Raw genomic sequence first — 17,428 nt, forward strand, 5'->3', positions numbered from 1 at the left:
ATGAACAGAGTCGAAATCGAAATTCCGGACGACGTCTCCGCCGAGACCGACCACCTCGAACTCACCGTCGAGGGTCCCAACGGGAGCGTCACGCGACGCCTCTGGTACCCCGACGTCGAGGTCACGGTCGAGGACGGTGCCGTCGCGATCGCCTCCGAGAACGAGGACGCGAAGACGAACGCCACGGTCGGCACATTCGAGAGCCACGTCGCCAACATGATCCACGGCGTCACCGAGGGATGGGAGTACACGATGGAAGTGTACTACGCCCACTTCCCGATGCAGGTGACCGTGGAGGGCGACGAGGTCGTCATCGAGAACTTCCTCGGCGAGCGAGCACAGCGACGCACCCCGGTCCGCGGGGACACGGACGTACAGGTCGACGGCGAGACGGTCACGCTCTCGGGCTCCGACAAGGAGGCCGTCGGGCAGACCGCCGCCGACATCGAACAGCTGACGAAGGTGACCGACAAGGACACGCGCGTCTTCCAGGACGGCGTGTACATCGTCGAGAAGCCCACCGGAGGTGCCTAACCAATGGCCGAAGAACTGGAAGACATCAGCGGTGTCGGTCCCTCGAAGGCGGACGCCCTTCGCGAGGCCGGCTACGAGACGGTCGAGGACGTGAAGGCCGCCTCCCAGTCGGAGCTCTCCGAGGTCGACGGCGTCGGCAACGCGCTCGCAGCGCGTATCAAGGCCGACGTCGGCGGGCTGGAGGTCGACGAGGAGGCGGACGCGGAAATCGAAGACGAGACGGACGAGGAGGAGGCCGACGAGGCCGCCGCCGACGAGGACGTCGAGACGGAGCTTCGCCCCCGCGGTCACGCCGAGAAGACGCCGGAGCTGGACGACGAGACCGCTCGCGCGCTCGCGCAGAAGCACCGCGAGGGGAAACCGCAGTTCAACCGGCAGGACTACCACAAGAAAAAGCGGATCCCGACGTCGTGGCGCAAGCCGCGCGGCGGGCTCTCCAAGCAGCGCCGGCGCATGAAGGCGAAGGGCCCCGTCGTCGAGGCTGGGTTCCGGTCGCCGAAGGCGTCGCGCGACCTGCACCCGAGCGGCTTCGAGGAGGTCCGCGTGCACAACACGGACGATCTCGAAGGCGTCGACGGCGACACGCAGGCGGTGCGGATCGCCTCGAAGGTCGGCGGTCGCAAGCGCGAACTGATCGAAGACGAGGCGGAGGAGCGCGAGATCCGCGTGCTGAACCCGACCTACGTCGAAGTGGAGGTCGACGATGAGTGACCTGAAAGCGCAGAAACGGCTCGCAGCGGACGAGCTGGACGTCGGCAAGGGCCGCGTCTGGCTCGACCCCGAGGCACAGGAGGAGATCGAGGACGCCATCACGCGAGAGGACGTCCGCGAACTCATCGAGCAGGGCACGATCCGCGCGAAGGACGCGAAAACGAACTCCCGCGGACAGGCCCGCGAGCGCGCCGCGAAGCGCTCGTACGGACACAAGTCCGGCGCCGGTACCCGGAAGGGGAAAGCCGGCGCGCGACAGAACACGAAAGACGACTGGAAGGCGCGGATCCGCGCGATGCGGACCCGCCTGAAGGAGCTCCGCGACGACGAGGACGTCCTCGACGCCACGGAGTACCGCACGCTCTACAACAAGGCGAGCGGTGGCGAGTTCGAGGACGTCGCCCGACTGGAGGCGTACATCCAGACGCAGTACGGCTACGAGGTGACAGAGTAATGGCGACAGGACCACGATACAAGGTGCCGATGCGGCGCCGCCGCGAGGTCCGGACGGATTACCATCAGAGGTTGCGCCTGCTGAAATCGGGCAAGCCTCGCCTGGTCGCCCGGGTGAGCAACGCTCACGTCAGGGCGCAGCTGGTGACTCCCGGATCCGACGGCGACGAGACCCACGCGGCCGCCTCCAGCGAGGACCTCGCGGAGTACGGCTGGGACGCCCCCACGGGCAACCTTCCCAGCGCGTACCTCACCGGGTACCTCGCGGGCGCTCGCGCAGTCGACGCCGGCCTCGACGAGGCCGTCCTCGACATCGGGCTCAACACGGCGACGCCCGGCAACAAGACGTTTGCAGTACAGGAAGGAGCGATCGACGCCGGCCTCGAGATCCCGCACAACGACGGCGTGCTGGCCGACTGGTCGCGTACGCGAGGCGAGCACATCGCCGCGTACGACGACCAGCTCGACGAGCCGCTGTACAGCGGCGAGTTCGACGCGGCCGACTTACCCGAGCACTTCGACGACGTGCTCGCGACAATCCAGGAGGACCATGAGTAGACACAACGACGGCTGGGAACCGCGGACGCGACTCGGCCGCAAGGTACAGAACGGCGACATCTCGTCGATGGAACAGGCGCTCGACTCCGGCCTCCCGATGAAGGAGGCCGAGATCGTCGACCAGCTCCTCCCGGGGCTGGAAGACGAGGTGCTGGACATCAACATGGTCCAGCGCATGACCGACTCCGGCCGCCGCGTGAAGTTCCGCTGCGTGGTCGCCGTGGGCAACCGCGACGGCTACCTCGGCTACGCGCAGGCCCGGGACGACCAGGTCGGCGGCGCCATCCAGAAGGCGATCGACGTCGCGAAGCTGAACATCATCCAGGTGGACCGCGGCTCCGGGTCCTGGGAGGACCAGCCCGGCGGCACGAACTCCCTGACCCGAACGGCGAAGGGTAAGGCCGGCTCCGTCACCGTCGAGATCAAGCCCGCCCCGCAGGGGCTGGGCCTTGCGGCCGCGGAGACGGTCCGGAACATTCTGGAGCTCGCCGGCGTCGAGGACGCCTGGACGAACTCCGACGGCAACACCCGCACGACCGTCAACCTCGCGAAGGCGACGTTCAACGCGCTGGAGAACGCGGCGCAGTCCCGCACTCCGCAGCACGCCCGCGAGGTCCACTACGACGAGGTGAGCGAGTGATGCAAGCGATCGTACAGCTCCGCGGCGACGTCAACCTGGAGCACGGCGTCGAGGACACGCTCGACATGCTGAACATCGGGCGCGTCAACCACGCGACGTTCGTCCCGGAGACGGACTCGTACGGCGGGATGATCACCAAGGTGAACGACATCGTCGCGTTCGGGGAACCGAGCGTCGACGCCGTCGCGACCACTATCGCTCGGCGCGGCGAGCCCCTCGAGGGCTCGGCCGACGTCGACGACGAGTGGATCGACGACAACACCGACTACGCCGACTTGGAGGCGCTGGCCGAGGCGCTCGTCGCCGAGGAGACGACCCTGCGCGATCAGGGGCTCTCTCCGACGCTGCGGCTCCACGCGCCCCGCGGCGGTCACGAGGGGATCAAACACCCCGTGATCGAGGGCGGCGAGCTCGGGAAACACACGACCGAGGAGATCGACGGTCTCCTGGAGGCGATGCGATGACGAGCAAGAAACGTCGACAGCGCGGGTCCCGTACCCACGGCGGCGGAACGCACAAGAACCGGCGCGGCGCCGGTCACCGCGGCGGCCGCGGGGCGGCCGGCCGCGCGAAACACGAGTTCCACAACTACGGACCGCTCGGTAAGTACGGCTTCAAGCGCCCCGAGGACGCGCAGACGGAAGTCCTCGAGGTCAAAGTCCAGAAACTCGACGAGGACGCGGCGCTGTACGCCGCGGAGGACCTCGCCGAGGAGGACGGCGACGCGTACGTCATCGACGCGCGCGACGTCGTCGACGACGGCTACGACGCCGACGTCGTGAAGGTGCTCGGCGGCGGACAGGTCCGCCGCGAGCTCCACGTCACCGCCGACGCGTTCACCGCCGGTGCGGTCGAACTGATCGAGGAGGCTGGCGGCGAGGCGACGCTCTCCGAGCGCGCCGAGGAAGCCGCTGCCGAATCAGAAAACACTTCAGACGACGAGACTGACGAGGCGTAATCATGAGCTGGAAGGAGGCCGCCGAACCGGTGCTCTCTCGGATGCCCGTCGTGGAGCGACCGGCGGGTCACGTCCCGTTCAGACGGAAGCTCACGTGGACGGCCGGCATCCTGGTCGTCTACTTCTTCCTGACCAACATCAACCCGTTCGGGTTGGCCGTCGGTCAGGGGTCCGACTTCTTCGGGCAGTTCCGGTCGGTGCTCGCCGGCTCGTCCGGCTCGCTGTTGCAGGTCGGTATCGGACCGATCGTCACGGCGTCCATCGTCCTCCAGCTGTTGGGCGGTGCGAACCTGCTCGGCCTCGACACCGACGACCCGCGAGACCAGGTCCTGTACCAAGGCCTCCAGAAGCTGCTGGTGATCATCGTGACGGCGCTGACGGCCGCGCCGATGGTGTTCACGGGGCAGTTCCTGCCCGCGGATCCGGCCGTCGGACAGGCGCTCGGCATCGGGACGTTCGGCGTTAAGTCGCTGATCTTCGCGCAGATCTTCGTCGGCGGCGTCCTCCTCCTGTTCATGGACGAGATCGTGAGCAAGTGGGGCGTCGGCTCCGGCGTCGGGCTGTTCATCATCGCGGCGGTGAGCCAACAGATCGTCGGCGGCTTCTTCAGCTTCTCCGCGCTCGGCGCGCGAGGCTTCTTCGCGAACTGGTTCGCGATCGCGACGGGCGGCACCCAGCTGGGGTCGCCGTTCACGTCGGCCGGGCTCGAGTCGCTGCTGTTCGAGCCGGGGAACATCCTCGCGCTGTTCACGACGGTGTTCATCTTCGGGATCGTCGTGTACGCGGAGTCGGTCCGCGTCGAGATCCCGCTGTCGCACGCCCGCGTGAAGGGCGCTCGCGGCCGCTTCCCGGTGAAGCTTATCTACGCGTCCGTGCTGCCGATGATCCTCGTCCGCGCGCTGCAGGCGAACATCCAGTTCGTCGGGCAGCTCCTCTCCTCGCAGTGGGCGGGGATGCCGGGGTGGCTCGGTGTGTACGGCGATCAGGGGCAGCCCACGTCCGGGCTGTTCTATTACCTGAACCCCATCCAGCAGCCGCAGCAGTGGATGTGGTTCCGCGGGACGGCGACCGGCGAACCGTGGATGATCGCGCTCCGGCTCGCGATCGACCTCACGTTCATGATCGTCGGCGGCGCGATATTCGCCATCTTCTGGGTCGAGACGACCGGGATGGGCCCGGAGGCGACCGCGAAGCAGATCCAGAACTCCGGGATGCAGATCCCCGGCTTCCGGCGGAACCGGCAGGTCGTCGAGAAGGTGATGGAGCGGTACATCCCGCAGGTGACCGTCATCGGGGGCGCCCTCGTCGGGTTCCTCGCCGTGATGGCGAACCTGCTCGGCACCATCGGCCAGGTCTCCGGCACCGGGCTGCTGCTCGCGGTCTCGATCACGTACAAGCTGTACGAGGAGATCGCCGAGGAGCAGCTGATGGAAATGCATCCGATGATGCGCCAGATGTTTGGAAACGAGTAACACGATGTGTACACACTCGGTCTGACGATCGAGTGCTTCCACGTCTGCTATTTTATTAGAGATTAGAGCCGGGAAGTGCTGACTAATTTCTCCCCGTGAGGCGGCCGCAGCGGCGCGCTCGCAAGGGCACACACCCGCCACGGCCGATGAAGAAATATCTGTTTTCGCATGACTGATTAAGTGACGTACTCAAAACACTAGTCTGTGGAAAGGAAGTCAAGCTTACCGGCGTTCGCTGAGACTCGTCGCGCGCGCTGTGTTGGGGTTTCAAAAACCGGCGAGGGCAGGCCTCAACGCCACCGCTGCTTGAACGGACACTGGATTGTGACGGAGCGGACTGCTGACGGCTGTGACCGGTGATTCCGAGCTGCCGCTAGACTTCGGAACCGCACTCGGTGCAAGTTTGTGTCCCATTCGGTTTGACTTCGACGACCGTCGGGGTTGCACACCGGCCACACATTCTGACGGATTTGCCCAACTCTTCGGCTAGCACCGTCCGGATCTTACCCAGCACCATTCCCCGATGCTCCCACTCCTGTGGCGAAAGCATACTTAACCTGTCTGCTAAGTCTCCTGTCTGTTCTTCGAGTTGGTCAAGCCGTTGTTCGATCTGATATTTTTGATAGCCGGGATTGCTGGTCATTGACTTTGCCCTCGAGATCTCCCGCCTCAGATGGTCGATATCTTCTGCGAGGGCCTCTATCTCGTCTTGGGAGTTTTGAACTCGGACAATCGTTTCCTCGTGCTCGTCGAGGTCTTCGGCGACGTGGCGTCCCTCTTCTGTGAGGCTAGCTAGGTTGGGCTTATTCCCGCCGTTGGGGTTCTGTCTTCCTTCTTCGAGGTCGATGAATCCCATTTCCTCCAATTGCTTGAAGGTGTAGTTGTACGCGTTCGACGTCACATCGGAGCTGCTCGCGAAGTCCGAGCTCGTGAGTTCGTCTTCCTCGAGGAGCGCGCGCAGGACCTCGCTACCCCTGACAGGTAGCTTGTTGCTCATATATGATTTCGAGCGTGGCCGCTAATAAACCTCAGCAGTGGGTGGGGGTGAATCGGGTCTGAATTTAGTAATACGAGGGATTTAGAGGGTTTGTTTTGACCGGGTCTTGCCATTCTGAGCGCGGTCAAAATTCTATTACGTCTTAGATATACCCGTGTATACCCTTGTGGGGTGGGGGGCTGAAAAACAAGACAGGAAGATCCCCCTGCAGTCCCCGTGGGGGACTTGGGAGAGGAGTAGTTTTGACACATCTCCGTTTCTTGTCTGAGTGTCAATTATGCGGACGCTGGGGAGTCCCCCCACCCCACGGTTTCCGCTGTCTGCGGTGGACTGGTCTATGATCAATTTGAGGACGCACAGTAACAGACGCCGCAGGATTCGGCCTAGTGATACCCTCTCCCCTGTAGTCCCCGTGGGGACAGCCGATACTGGTTAATCAGTCGCCCCTGAGGTGGTCGGCTAGAACGCCTCGACGGGCGGCATTTATATGCCCGAAAATAGATGTCGTGTTTGACTCAGGTCCGGACCTAGGGGTTCACCAACAGCAAGATCGAGGAACGACAACGCCGACGCTGTCGACCCAGACGGCGACGACGACCGCCTCCAGACCGACTTCCTTCCGGATATCTCTGATGAGGTGTTCCGCGAAGGTCAGGTCACCGTCATTCCGACCAATGAACATATTCCCAGTTTTGAAGCTGAACGACCGGGATTGGATTCCGCTACCAACCCGTTAGTACGGCTGTTCTTTCGTTCACCTGTGCGACACAGGAGTTAGCGATTTCAATTTGAACTCCGACTTCGAGCAGTAGCGCTCAGCGAGAGTTGCGAGCGCATCTGTTCGAAGGACGTCCGAGACATTGTGCTTGAGGAGCGGTTCGATTCTCTGTTCCTCAAACGCGGTCACTGCTTCGCTGCTGTCCTCGAACGGGTCGAGTTCAGTCAATCCGTCACCGATCAGCATGTCATATACCGACTCGAGGTCCGAAATTTTGCTGTCTTTCACCGTCGTGTTGAATCTCGAGTCGAATACTGGCATCAGATCAGCGTATGGTACATCATAGAACGGCCACTGAACATCGTGCGTCGCGTATCGAGATCGCAGGAAGGGCAGATCAAACCCTCCTCGAAACCTCTCACCGTTGAACGCGACGAGAAGATACTCACGAGGCCCCAGTATTTCCGATCCGAACTCAGTTATCGACTCAAGTAATGCGGACTCAGTTGTGTGCGTGCTGAGTTCGATCGATGTATCGAACGCGATCTCCAATCTCTCCTCCACGGGACCTTTCGCGAGTGAAGAATCCGCTGTATTGACGAATAGACGACAGCCGAGTGGGAGACTAAACCCGACGGTTGTCACAATCTCCGATCGTTCGAAACCTGTGGTCTCGATGTCGAACGAGACGGATGTTAGTGTGTCTGTCACTATTGGACACCTTTTACAGACAATTCGGACACTTCTGCAATTGAAGATATTTAACGGCACTCACGCTTGCTCCACAGTCTGGACAGACTACGCCAACTGTTGAGTCGATATCGGGCTCTGCAGGTACTTCGTCACGCCGGTGGTGCCGCTCCAGTATATCGGATAACACTCGCCGGAGGCGACGATGGAGCAGTTCGACGGTTTCCGCTGATTTACTGGGGCTTACGAATTGTTCCTGAGCAGTCACACCATGGAAGTTCTTTAAATACAGACGAATGGTCTCGTATGTGACCATGTCGTTGAGGACTTCCTTCCCATCTACCCCGAGCAAGCGGAGTCGTTCCTGAGTTAGTTCCCGATCATTGGATTTGAGTCGCTGGATACAGTCATGATATTCCTCTTCTTTTACCTGAGCCCCTCGGGTGCTATGGTCGAGAACTTTGAGATTGAACTCCTCTTCGAGTTCACGGAGTGACCAGCGCCTTCCGGGACCCGTGTATTTTTGTTTGAGTTCTTGTCCGAGACCGTCGAGGTTGTATTTTCGTATGACACGACGTACTTTCGCGCCCTGCGAACTTGATGACTCCTTGTAATCTATCTCGGCGGTGTCGCCATCCAGAGTCTGTTGTTTGGGTTGTTGAGCTCCGTCACTATCTTGTTGTAGGTCTTCTTCTGTCGGCATGGGGATTCGGTCCTCCCCGAAGGCCGGTGCTGTAACACCGGCCTGCTTCTATCATCAAGAAGCAGGCGACGCCTTCGGATAACCACTTGTCAGGTCGCAAGACGATTAAAACTTTCGTCAACAAATGTATGTCCGATACACTAATCTAAGATCACCTCTACTTGCGTGTGTGACGGACGATCGACGGGATCCCGACACGGGTAAGTTCTCTCCGAAGTTTACTGATGAGGAGTTGCTGGCGGCGATTGACGAAATGGAACCAGCTGGAACCAGTGAAATTGCTGCTCGCTTCAATTGCTCTCGACAAGCAGCATACCAACGTCTGAACAAACTTGAGGAGGAAAATGATATAATCAGTAAACTTGTCGGTGGGACGCGGATTTGGATGACAAACTAATACACGATAGTAGCTAGAACTCCGACCGATTGCAGTTACGGTTCACTTTCGCTGTTGCCGGTCGTTTGCGTGTTGATGTGGAGCTGTCAATTCGTATTCCCGCCTTTAGTTTCTGCTGAGTCAACCCGTCCATGCCGCTCGTCGATCTCATCAAGCATATCTAGTGTTTTACGGATCGACGCCCGGATAGCGTCACTCCGATTGACGAACTTCCCGTCGTCGCCAACGTGGCTGTCGAGATCGTCAAGCAATTCCTGCGGGATCTCAACGCTTACCTTTGGCATACACTCGTATTCTCAGGGGAATATCTTCATAGTGTCGCATATCATACCTCGGATGTCCACGCATCCATACATCACACCCGTCATAGCACCGCTATAGTGGAATGAGTCTTATCGGTCGGCAAGTTACGAGAATTGTAGATGCTCTCCATACTCAATCGAATCTCATGATCTGCATTCTGAAGTGACTCAAAAGTATTAGTGTGGAACAATTTTATTCGGTGCCGGACACGACTTTCAACTACGTCTTATGCCTGAAAGCGAAACTGAGCATCTCGAGTACTATCCGTCAGGGTGGAATGAGGAGATCCACGACGAGTACTACATCGAGTGGGTATCCGATGACGATCCCTCAATTTTCGTCCGTCTTGACGGGACAGCGGGCGATGGCGACTATTCTGTAACTCCGATCACCGGCGTGAATGTCGATGGTGAGGAGTTTGTGACAAGACCGGTATCCGGACTATCACGAATAGAAGCGTTCGAAGTAGCAGCGACACTGATCTACGCTATGAATGGGACTATGGGACGCCTCCGCGGTGAGGATGAGTTTACAGGCGACACCAGCAAAGTATCTTAATCTCAACGACGTCGCTAAAGATCCTGAGATCATATTTGAGTGGACGCGGCGAAAGAGATCTTCTGTCTGTTGTGCGTGTCCCTAGCAGCTGTCGGAGCGAGACGGAGTGTTCGGATTCCAGCCCTGCTCTTTTAGATGTTCCACTTCACTGAGACACGCTTCCAGCACGTTATCGCCGGCATCAAGTCGCTCGACAAGGTCGGTGGTTGTTGATTCGTCTAGCACTTTGCTTCGGACGTATTGATACGAGTCAACTACTTCTGAGAGGGGGACAGCATCTTCGAAGTCCACAACTCGTGTGGGCCCCTGTACGGCAAGGTGGTCACCCATATTAAGTCGATTCTCTTTCTCGATGTAGCCGACAACGTATCGGGTCCCGTGAGAGTCGGGTAAATTCTCGTTCCGGCACTTGGTGAAGAGGAAGAGGTACCGACGGCTGCTGTCAGTCAAAAACCCGGAGATATTACGTTGATAACACTCGTTACAGTAGTTTTCTGCTCGCTTTTCAAGATGTGGCTCTGTCTTGGATTTCCCTACTATGTCTCGAACGGGAAGTGGGGACTCGGGAGCATGGAAGAAAAACTGGAGCTGACCTCTCGTTCCGAGCGTGTCAGGGTCGATTCTTGTTCGGTCCACGACGCTCGGTTCCTGACCGAGTTCGCTCTTGGTAGACCGTTGGACCTGAAGCAGGGACCTCGTGCCCTCACGGTCATAGCGTAACGGGCGACGGTACCACGGACCGTCCCCCGAATCTTCGGAGTATCTCGTAACGAATTGATTCGCTTCAGTTCCGGTGGTCCCACTTAGAGGGATGGGGATATCGTAAAGCTGTGAGTCGTCACGATTTCCAAGGACAAGGTACTCCGCATCAAACACGTCACGACGGACGTGTGCATTAGATGCGAATCGCTCTTTCACTTCCTTCGGGAGGGTGTGGTACTCTTCTTTCGTGATTGGGTCATACTCTAGCGTGAAGTGCCCGATGATGTAGGCACCCCAGTCGTCGTTTATCCATTCGTGCTCTGGAGCTCGGTCATCTGCGTAATCGAGCGTGGCGTAGAAGAACAAGAGGTCACCTTCTTCGAGTCGCTCGATTTCAGTGGTCTTCGGAGGATGTCTATCACCGTAGGTGTACTCTGTACTTTCGGAAATTTCAGGAAACACGGGATCAAAGTGTGTGACCGTATCGCGAACCTCATCCGGGCGGATGTCATCCAAACCAAGGTCTCCGTATGTTGGCGAAGAGACTGATTCGTCCGCTTCGGCTATTGGGATATACCGAAACGACCCGTCGGAGTGGATTGGTCCCCTGCCGCCGGGTGAACTACTGTTCGCACCAATGTTGAGTGCAACTGCTTTCACAGTACAACCTAACGAAAACGGGTTATAAAATTGGCAGGTTGAAATTATCAGATTGTGTTGCTGGGTCAGCTGCCTACTAGCGTCGAATGGGGTTCTGTGGCCTTGTTGACACCCTCACTCGGTGATAGATTTCAGCAGTCCTGCTGAATACAGTGCACGCATCTTGCACGGAGAGTTCGAGGAAGACCAACTGTTCGGATCGGTCAATACGGGGCTCACGAGTCATTCAATACAGGGTGCTCAGTCACCATCTATTGATGTAGTCCATTACGGGGAAGAATAATCATAAATATATTTATATTTTGTCGGTGATTCTCCAAAATAGGACAGAGACTTTATCATTCTTATAACTCTGATTCTTGAATAGTGTATCATCCCACTCCCTATTACTGGACTGTCGATGGATCCCTTTCGCATATCTTCTACGATAACCATCTACATCCAAGCACTGAATTTGGATGGTCGAGCCTCTGCGAAGCGGTACGATTACCGATTGAGGGAGAGCACTTTGAATTGAATGAGAATGTGTCGGAAGATAATATATCTTGTAAATGCTGCAAACGAAATTTTGATGAGACATTTGTTGACGACGATTCTACTGGTATTGTTAACGGCTGTTTGGTTCAATTCAATAATAATAATGGTGAAATCTTGCAGGCTTCGAAGGTATGTGGGAGAGCACTGCATCATTCCTTGCCGTTCCAGCCGAGTTCGTTCACTGGAAATTTAGAGGAGCAAGTCGAAGAAGTTTGTACCGAGTGTTGGGAGACATACGTTGATCACCAATGGATAGGTGACGACGAGGGCGGAGAATGGCGTGTCGAAGTCTGTGGAGACAATAGTCGGTCAAAATACGTCACACCGAGTCTTGAAAAGATCTGGATCGCTGGCGAGATAGGATTGCGGTTGGTGAGTGAAAATGGGCTTGAGAAGGATATCCGTCGCGAAGAGATTGAATCAATTTCGCTTACTCCTATTCGGAACGTGACGTACTGACACGAACTTATCAGTTGTTTAATGCCACCGCCGCTGAAGCAACCTTTCAGTCCGCACTTCCAGTAACACAGCTAATTCAGCTGATCGGGAACGGAATGAACGCGAACGCTGTGCTGGATTGATCCTCTGTATCTCGCACTGAATTTTTGACAGCAATCCGGGGACTCACTCAGGCGTTGCTGAACACGGAGCGCAAATCAATCAGTGAGAATTCGATTATGTCTGAAGACTGCTTTTGACGGAATCAGGCTATGTCGCTTACAGCCACGTGAAAGGTAGACTGTCGCCGGACGAACGGTGTTGATCTCTCAAAAGTGGATTTATGACAGATACCTCAATACACCCTCACATGGATGTTCCAAAAGCAATTCGCAAAACACCGAATGCGATCTGGGAGAAAGAACTCGAATTCACCGAATGGCTCGACGAGAATATCGATCGTCTGAACGAGACACTTGGTACTTCTTTTACTGTCACTACCCGAGAAAAGCAGACTCCAACCGGCTTTCAGATCGACTTGGTTGTTGAGGATGAAGACGAGCGAAAAGACGGGATCATCGAATGCCAGTTCGGATCAAGTGATCATGACCACCTCGGAAAACTAATAACGTATTCCACAGCATTTGATGCCGATATAGCCGTCTGGGTTGTTCGAGAACCTCGCTACGAACATGAGAAAGCAGTACAGTGGTTGAATGAATCATCCGACAAAGACTTCTATCTCGTTACAATCGAAACTGTAGAAGTAAATGGGTCAGAAGCCCCACTCTTCACGCCGATTTCAACCCCGTCACCTGTTGCCAAGGATATCGGTGATGAGAGGGCTGATGCATCTGAGCGTGAACTACTGCAGGAGCAATTTTGGGAGGAGTTATTGAAAAAGAGCAACGATCGATTCACTTTGTTCAAGACGATATCTCCCAAGCAGCAAGGTTGGCTCGGGAAAGGTGGAACTGGGATCGGTGGTGTCGCGTATACGTACCTGATTCAAAACGACAGGGCTGGAGTCGAACTGTATATTGATTCGGACTCGGGTGAACGGAATGAGAAAATATTTGACGCACTCAGGAATCAGGCAGCCGAGATCGAGGACGAGTTCGGGTCGGAACTAGACTGGCAAAAGCTCGAAAATAAGCGTGCTTGCAGAATCCAGAAAGAGGTAGCTGATTCCGGCCTGAGAGACAAAGAGGAATGGAATCGAATTCAGGAAGAGATGGTAGATGCGATGGTTAGGTTTGAAAATGCAATCGGAGAGCGGGTCCGAGATATATCATAGCCCCAATTAGAAAGCTCAACACTATTTTAATTATACGTCAGTACTCATGCTAATCGCTTTTTGCAAACAGGGATACAATACGCCTCTCATCCCGCTGCCGGTGAACCGCTTGCTTGCCTCGCGGGTACCAGATCAGCATATTAATCAATCAGTTGGTTTCAATCCCGAATTCAAATAATAGCACCCTCTTGCTGCATACATCCTCTGAGCCTTGTTTAGACGCGGTGTGGATCGGATGAACCGGTCGCTATCGGAAAAACGAAATCGAACAGAGAGGCTCTCATAGACAAATCCTGTTCAGCCGATACAGTCACCAGCCCACGTTATCGGGGGCGTCTAAACAAGGCCCATCCTCTGTATGCAGCACGCGGGTTCTGACAGTACCTCGGTAGCTCGTAGAATGTTTGTTGCATACAGTGTGTGAGTCGATCGAAGGAGAGGTGGATCCGAGCGAGGGAAAGACGGCGCGAGGTTGAGTACGATTGGTGACACAACCAGCACACGCGTGAACTGATAATAGACGCACTCAACGAGGAACAAGACTCGTGAAAACTAGAGGGTGTCACTATCGACGCCTGTATTCTCCCCGACCGCCACGTTGACTATTCGATAAGAAATACTCGATGACTGGCACCCACTGCCAGAACTTCGATCCGACGACGATGAAGCCTGCACCGAGAAGTATGAAAACGAGTCCGGTCATCGGATCAACGAACAGGAGGCGGAGTCCACCGAGTTCGAAGATGAACCCAACGAAGCCGAGCGGCCCCGCTGCTGCGACAGCAAAGAGGATACCGCCTATCGTGATGAGGGCGGGGTATGCTTGGATGAATGCTAAGAGGGTGTTTACGGTCGTGTCGTCTGGAGTGGCGGGTGATTCGGCCATCGCTTCGCCAACGAGGGCGAACGCACCAGCAATGATGGACACGGCGAAGCCTTCGAAGTTACCAGCCACGCGTTGGTTATAGTCTTGGGCGAGAGACATTCACATTATTATACAATTTCTGGCTTATTGAATTCCCGGGTGGGTGAAATTCGGGCCTGTCCGTGCTATCAGAAGTGGTAGAATATAATGTGGGCTGCTCATGAGATGACCAACTCACCCTCTATATTCAGCACGCTGCTCTTGACAACTTTCGAGTAGACTCACTAAAGACTGCTCTCTGCGCTAAGTGGGCATTCAAGTAATATAATAAGCCGTGTCCGAACTATGCCGAACAGGCCCTACTGCCCACTACAAAAATATATAATAGGATAAAAAAGGCGCCGGGGGGTACCTATGTGTAAAGGTTCTCCCGGCGCCCAATATGATGAATCCGGATTATCCCACGTTCCTCGTCGATATCCGCGAACACCCGAAGATTCCCAGTAATGCGGAATCGTCCTTCACAACAGCCGGTCATCTGCTCGAAATCCCAGTCAGCTGGGTGCCGGTAATGGGAATTCGCAATACGGTTGAGCTTTTGTTTTACCCGCTCCTGATTTTCTGTCTCAAGTCGATCTATCGCCTTTTCGCCTTGGTCGGTGAATATGAGTTCGTAGTTCATAGGTGGACTGTGTGAGCCTTCGTACGGGACTATTCGGTTAGATATTGAGGCTCTCACCACAACTGGGGCACTGGTACTGGTCGAGATGCTCGCCCAAAATGTACCCGGCCATACTCCCGATAAGGAGACCAGCAGGCCCAAACACTGACGTAGCGGACATTGCTGTCGTACCTGTGCTCATTGCCGCCAGACTGCCTGCAATTCCGTTTGTACTCCCGACTAGGGCCCCTAACGATACCCCACTACTCCCACCGAGTGGGGTTAGTGTAAACCGGCCTGAGGCAGTCTTTTCAGCCACAATGGACTTATCACAATGCGGACACTCTACTACCGCCTTCTGACTTGAATCTGTTTTATTCATTATCAAACATCTCTGGGTAAGCAGGACAGCCACTTAGGACGACACTTTCGTCAATTATTCTGACACAACGCTGATCACCGTGTTTTGAAACCCGAATGTCGGCGTTTTTGCCTTTTATCGATTGGCTCATGTGAATTCCTCGGGATCTGCTTCCCACGTTACGCATCGTGGTTTGCTCAGCTGTCCTTGTCCCATCAATAGGTTTACTGCACACGTATAAATAGATTCTCCTTTAGTAAACTATGGATACAAGAATAAATAAATATCACCCTCTTAACCCGTATTTGGGGTCAAAATCAAAAAGGAGGTAAAGCATAAGATGCAGTAATTACTTATACATTCAGCCAGTAGAAATCATATGGTACATGCTGATAGAAGATTAGCTGCTGTCCGTGATGCCGGAAAGGTGGTAATCGAGATACTAAATATCGGTTTCAGGCCTGCAAAAAATAAGGGAGAGCACGAAGAACAGGAGCTCGAAGAAGATCCGAGATATGGGCCGTGTCTGGAAGCATTACGCAGTGTTATGAGTGAATTTGACTCGGTTGAAGTGAATGAATATCCTGAAGCCCCCTCGACACGCCAGCTTATCGCAGAGCGGCGATTCAAGGGTGAGTTACTTTGCAGTCTTGCAATTCTCTATAGGGCTGAGGGGACAGGGCAGGTTCTTGTTGGGGTTGAAACCGCCAATGGTACGATACACCCAGTACAAGGAGAAGATATTGAGTTGTCTCCTCTGCAAGTAGGGCGGTACGTAGCACAGGCGGAACTAGCAATATTGGTTGCCGAACTCGGCTCTTGCGCAGAGACTCTTGATTACTGGATTAAGAAAGATCAGAACCTTACCTATGATCAAGAGGAAGGGGAGTATACGTACGGGCCTGACAGCAAAAGTCCACTATCCTTATCTTGGCATACTACGCGCGGAGTAACAAAGCAAGCCGTGAGTAACAATGCTAATTCTGCCTCAAATTCGCTTCATCAGCGCAGCGAAGACTCTGACCCTTGGATATGATTGTATCACGAACTGCTGTGCTGAATAACGCCCTCTGTATCTCGCAGGGCGTTCCAGACAGAGATAGACCATTTCTAGTCTGTAAGTCCTCTGTATTGACCGCGATCAAATCAAATGTTGTCAGCGACTGAGTGTTCCAACGGGCCATTGCCTGAGTACTACTTCCACTTCCACCGCCCATCCATGGCTCACCCATTTTACACATCTCCCCATCTTCGACACCATGCACACTCGTTCCCGACGACCGACCGCCGATCTCCCGGAGCTCGTGCCGGGCGTCACACTTGTCGATGTCGACGACGACATCGGTGTCACACCCGTTCAAGCGCTCCTCCTCGATCGAGTGCTCAGTAGAGATGGCCCGGCGTTCTGGGTCGACGGCGCTAACAGGGCGAACACCACACGGCTCCGCGAACTTGCACCGGCCGATCGTATCCTCGATCGTATCGAGGTGGCTCGTGGATTCACGGCACACCAGCACACGTCGCTCCTCGATCGACTAGCCGGACGACTGGACGAACAGTCATCACCGTCGGTCGTCGTTGCAACTGGACTCGACGGAATGTACCGGGCTGCCGATGTCAACGGCGATCTCGCGGAGCAGATGTTCATACGTGCGATCGCGTCAGTTGCCCGTATCGCTCGCGTCCACGACGTACCGGTCGTCGTGACTCGGTGTCACGAGGATGGTTTCTCCCGGCCGTTGCGTCGCGCCGCTGCGATGCACCTCCAGTGCCGGGCAACAGCCTTCGGCCCCCGCTTCGAGGACGCAGCGAGCGATACGGAAACGCTTGTCTACCATACTGACGACGGCTGGATGCAGACGACACTTGCGTACTGGAGGGAGGTTCTTGAACACCGCGCACGAATGCACGAAGCGTCGACGGTCGAACGCGCAATGGCCTCGCCGGGGGTGCAGTGATGGGTCGGACAACCCCAACATATCGGGATCAGCTGCGGGAGGTCGAAGAAGAGTGGGGCGAATTTCGCCGGCCCCTGCGTCGGGAGGACCAATTTCGATTCGACGACCTGTTCGTGTACGCCCGTAATCACGCGGACGCCGCTGGCAACCTCAACCACCCGAATCCGCTGGCACCGGTGTGGATGGCGATTGCGCTTGAACAAGAACAACGGATCGCCGAGCTGGAGACGCAGGTCGAAGCGCTCGGCAACGAGTAG

Annotated in this window: 22 protein-coding genes; 15 read left to right on the plus strand and 7 right to left on the minus strand. The window is 56.2% G+C overall.

Annotated elements, in window-relative coordinates:
- From DJ82_RS13660 to secY, 8 genes are read left to right on the plus strand one after another with little or no spacing between them, the layout of a single operon-like run.
- Positions 1-534, plus strand: a complete 534-nt coding sequence (locus DJ82_RS13660) for a 50S ribosomal protein L6 (RefSeq protein ID WP_094526503.1) — start codon at positions 1-3, stop codon at positions 532-534.
- 3 nt (positions 535-537) lie between these two features.
- A complete protein-coding gene (locus DJ82_RS13665) occupies positions 538-1,245 on the plus strand; it encodes a 50S ribosomal protein L32e (RefSeq protein WP_094521937.1) in 708 nt (235 codons plus the stop codon).
- Positions 1,238-1,699 carry a 50S ribosomal protein L19e gene (locus DJ82_RS13670; RefSeq protein WP_094521938.1) on the plus strand — a complete coding sequence of 154 codons (462 nt, stop codon included), beginning with the start codon at positions 1,238-1,240 and terminating at the stop codon, positions 1,697-1,699. The genes DJ82_RS13665 and DJ82_RS13670 overlap by 8 nt, the downstream gene beginning before the upstream one ends.
- A complete protein-coding gene (locus DJ82_RS13675) occupies positions 1,699-2,256 on the plus strand; it encodes a 50S ribosomal protein L18 (RefSeq protein ID WP_094526505.1) in 558 nt (185 codons plus the stop codon). The genes DJ82_RS13670 and DJ82_RS13675 overlap by 1 nt, the downstream gene beginning before the upstream one ends.
- Positions 2,249-2,896 carry a 30S ribosomal protein S5 gene (locus DJ82_RS13680; RefSeq protein ID WP_094521940.1) on the plus strand — a complete coding sequence of 216 codons (648 nt, stop codon included), beginning with the start codon at positions 2,249-2,251 and terminating at the stop codon, positions 2,894-2,896. Before DJ82_RS13675 ends, DJ82_RS13680 begins: the two co-directional genes overlap by 8 nt.
- Positions 2,896-3,360, plus strand: a complete 465-nt coding sequence (locus DJ82_RS13685; protein ID WP_094521941.1) for a 50S ribosomal protein L30 — start codon at positions 2,896-2,898, stop codon at positions 3,358-3,360. The genes DJ82_RS13680 and DJ82_RS13685 overlap by 1 nt, the downstream gene beginning before the upstream one ends.
- A complete protein-coding gene (locus DJ82_RS13690) occupies positions 3,357-3,854 on the plus strand; it encodes an uL15m family ribosomal protein (RefSeq protein WP_094521942.1) in 498 nt (165 codons plus the stop codon). Before DJ82_RS13685 ends, DJ82_RS13690 begins: the two co-directional genes overlap by 4 nt.
- Before the next feature lie 2 nt (positions 3,855-3,856).
- A complete protein-coding gene (secY, locus tag DJ82_RS13695) occupies positions 3,857-5,326 on the plus strand; it encodes a preprotein translocase subunit SecY (RefSeq protein ID WP_094582070.1) in 1,470 nt (489 codons plus the stop codon).
- A 373-nt stretch (positions 5,327-5,699) separates the two neighbouring features.
- On the opposite strand, the gene DJ82_RS13700 is transcribed toward secY, so the two are convergent.
- From DJ82_RS13700 to rdfA, 3 genes are all read right to left on the minus strand, one after another.
- Positions 5,700-6,323 carry a hypothetical protein gene (locus tag DJ82_RS13700; protein WP_094582071.1) on the minus strand — a complete coding sequence of 208 codons (624 nt, stop codon included), beginning with the start codon at positions 6,321-6,323 and terminating at the stop codon, positions 5,700-5,702.
- A gap of 754 nt (positions 6,324-7,077) precedes the next feature.
- Positions 7,078-7,752: a ribonuclease H-like domain-containing protein gene (locus tag DJ82_RS13705; RefSeq protein WP_094582072.1), complete on the minus strand. Its 675-nt coding sequence runs from the start codon at positions 7,750-7,752 to the stop codon at positions 7,078-7,080.
- Positions 7,753-7,765: 13 nt separating this feature from the next.
- Positions 7,766-8,434 (minus strand): rod-determining factor RdfA, encoded by a 669-nt coding sequence (rdfA, locus tag DJ82_RS14635; RefSeq protein WP_143420572.1) that lies wholly within the window; start codon positions 8,432-8,434, stop codon positions 7,766-7,768.
- A 169-nt stretch (positions 8,435-8,603) separates the two neighbouring features.
- On the opposite strand from rdfA, the gene DJ82_RS14640 reads away from it, so the two are divergent.
- Positions 8,604-8,831: an HTH domain-containing protein gene (locus tag DJ82_RS14640; RefSeq protein ID WP_158217311.1), complete on the plus strand. Its 228-nt coding sequence runs from the start codon at positions 8,604-8,606 to the stop codon at positions 8,829-8,831.
- A gap of 86 nt (positions 8,832-8,917) precedes the next feature.
- Here DJ82_RS14640 and DJ82_RS13710 read toward each other — a convergent pair whose 3' ends face one another.
- Positions 8,918-9,115, minus strand: coding sequence for a type II toxin-antitoxin system ParD family antitoxin (locus DJ82_RS13710; protein ID WP_094582073.1), 198 nt, complete (start codon positions 9,113-9,115; stop codon positions 8,918-8,920).
- Positions 9,116-9,362: 247 nt separating this feature from the next.
- Here DJ82_RS13710 and DJ82_RS13715 point away from each other — a divergent pair, with 247 nt between their 5' ends.
- Complete coding sequence (locus DJ82_RS13715; protein ID WP_094582074.1) at positions 9,363-9,692, plus strand: hypothetical protein; 330 nt, start codon at positions 9,363-9,365, stop codon at positions 9,690-9,692.
- 81 nt (positions 9,693-9,773) lie between these two features.
- Here DJ82_RS13715 and DJ82_RS14840 read toward each other — a convergent pair whose 3' ends face one another.
- Entirely contained in the window at positions 9,774-11,054 is a 1,281-nt protein-coding gene (locus DJ82_RS14840) for a hypothetical protein (protein WP_158217312.1), read from the minus strand.
- A 366-nt stretch (positions 11,055-11,420) separates the two neighbouring features.
- Between DJ82_RS14840 and DJ82_RS14645 the strand changes: the two genes are divergently transcribed.
- Both DJ82_RS14645 and DJ82_RS13725 read left to right on the plus strand, forming a co-directional pair.
- Complete coding sequence (locus DJ82_RS14645; RefSeq protein ID WP_143420575.1) at positions 11,421-12,050, plus strand: hypothetical protein; 630 nt, start codon at positions 11,421-11,423, stop codon at positions 12,048-12,050.
- A gap of 349 nt (positions 12,051-12,399) precedes the next feature.
- Positions 12,400-13,326, plus strand: a complete 927-nt coding sequence (locus DJ82_RS13725) for a DUF4268 domain-containing protein (RefSeq protein ID WP_158217313.1) — start codon at positions 12,400-12,402, stop codon at positions 13,324-13,326.
- 565 nt (positions 13,327-13,891) lie between these two features.
- Here DJ82_RS13725 and DJ82_RS13730 read toward each other — a convergent pair.
- Together DJ82_RS13730 and DJ82_RS14650 are read right to left on the minus strand one after the other, a co-directional pair.
- Positions 13,892-14,311, minus strand: a complete 420-nt coding sequence (locus DJ82_RS13730) for a hypothetical protein (RefSeq protein WP_094582076.1) — start codon at positions 14,309-14,311, stop codon at positions 13,892-13,894.
- Positions 14,312-14,603: 292 nt separating this feature from the next.
- Positions 14,604-14,873, minus strand: coding sequence for a type II toxin-antitoxin system RelE/ParE family toxin (locus DJ82_RS14650; protein WP_143420577.1), 270 nt, complete (start codon positions 14,871-14,873; stop codon positions 14,604-14,606).
- A gap of 719 nt (positions 14,874-15,592) precedes the next feature.
- On the opposite strand from DJ82_RS14650, the gene DJ82_RS14655 reads away from it, so the two are divergent.
- The 3 genes from DJ82_RS14655 (at position 15,593) to DJ82_RS13745 (ending at position 17,428) form a co-directional block, all read left to right on the plus strand.
- Complete coding sequence (locus DJ82_RS14655) at positions 15,593-16,249, plus strand: hypothetical protein (RefSeq protein ID WP_143420579.1); 657 nt, start codon at positions 15,593-15,595, stop codon at positions 16,247-16,249.
- Between the two features lie 223 nt (positions 16,250-16,472).
- Complete coding sequence (locus DJ82_RS13740) at positions 16,473-17,171, plus strand: hypothetical protein (RefSeq protein WP_094582078.1); 699 nt, start codon at positions 16,473-16,475, stop codon at positions 17,169-17,171.
- A complete protein-coding gene (locus tag DJ82_RS13745; protein WP_094582133.1) occupies positions 17,171-17,428 on the plus strand; it encodes a hypothetical protein in 258 nt (85 codons plus the stop codon). The genes DJ82_RS13740 and DJ82_RS13745 overlap by 1 nt, the downstream gene beginning before the upstream one ends.

The sequence above is a fragment of the Halorubrum sp. Ib24 genome (genome assembly GCF_002252745.1).
Taxonomy (GTDB): Archaea; Halobacteriota; Halobacteria; order Halobacteriales; family Haloferacaceae; genus Halorubrum.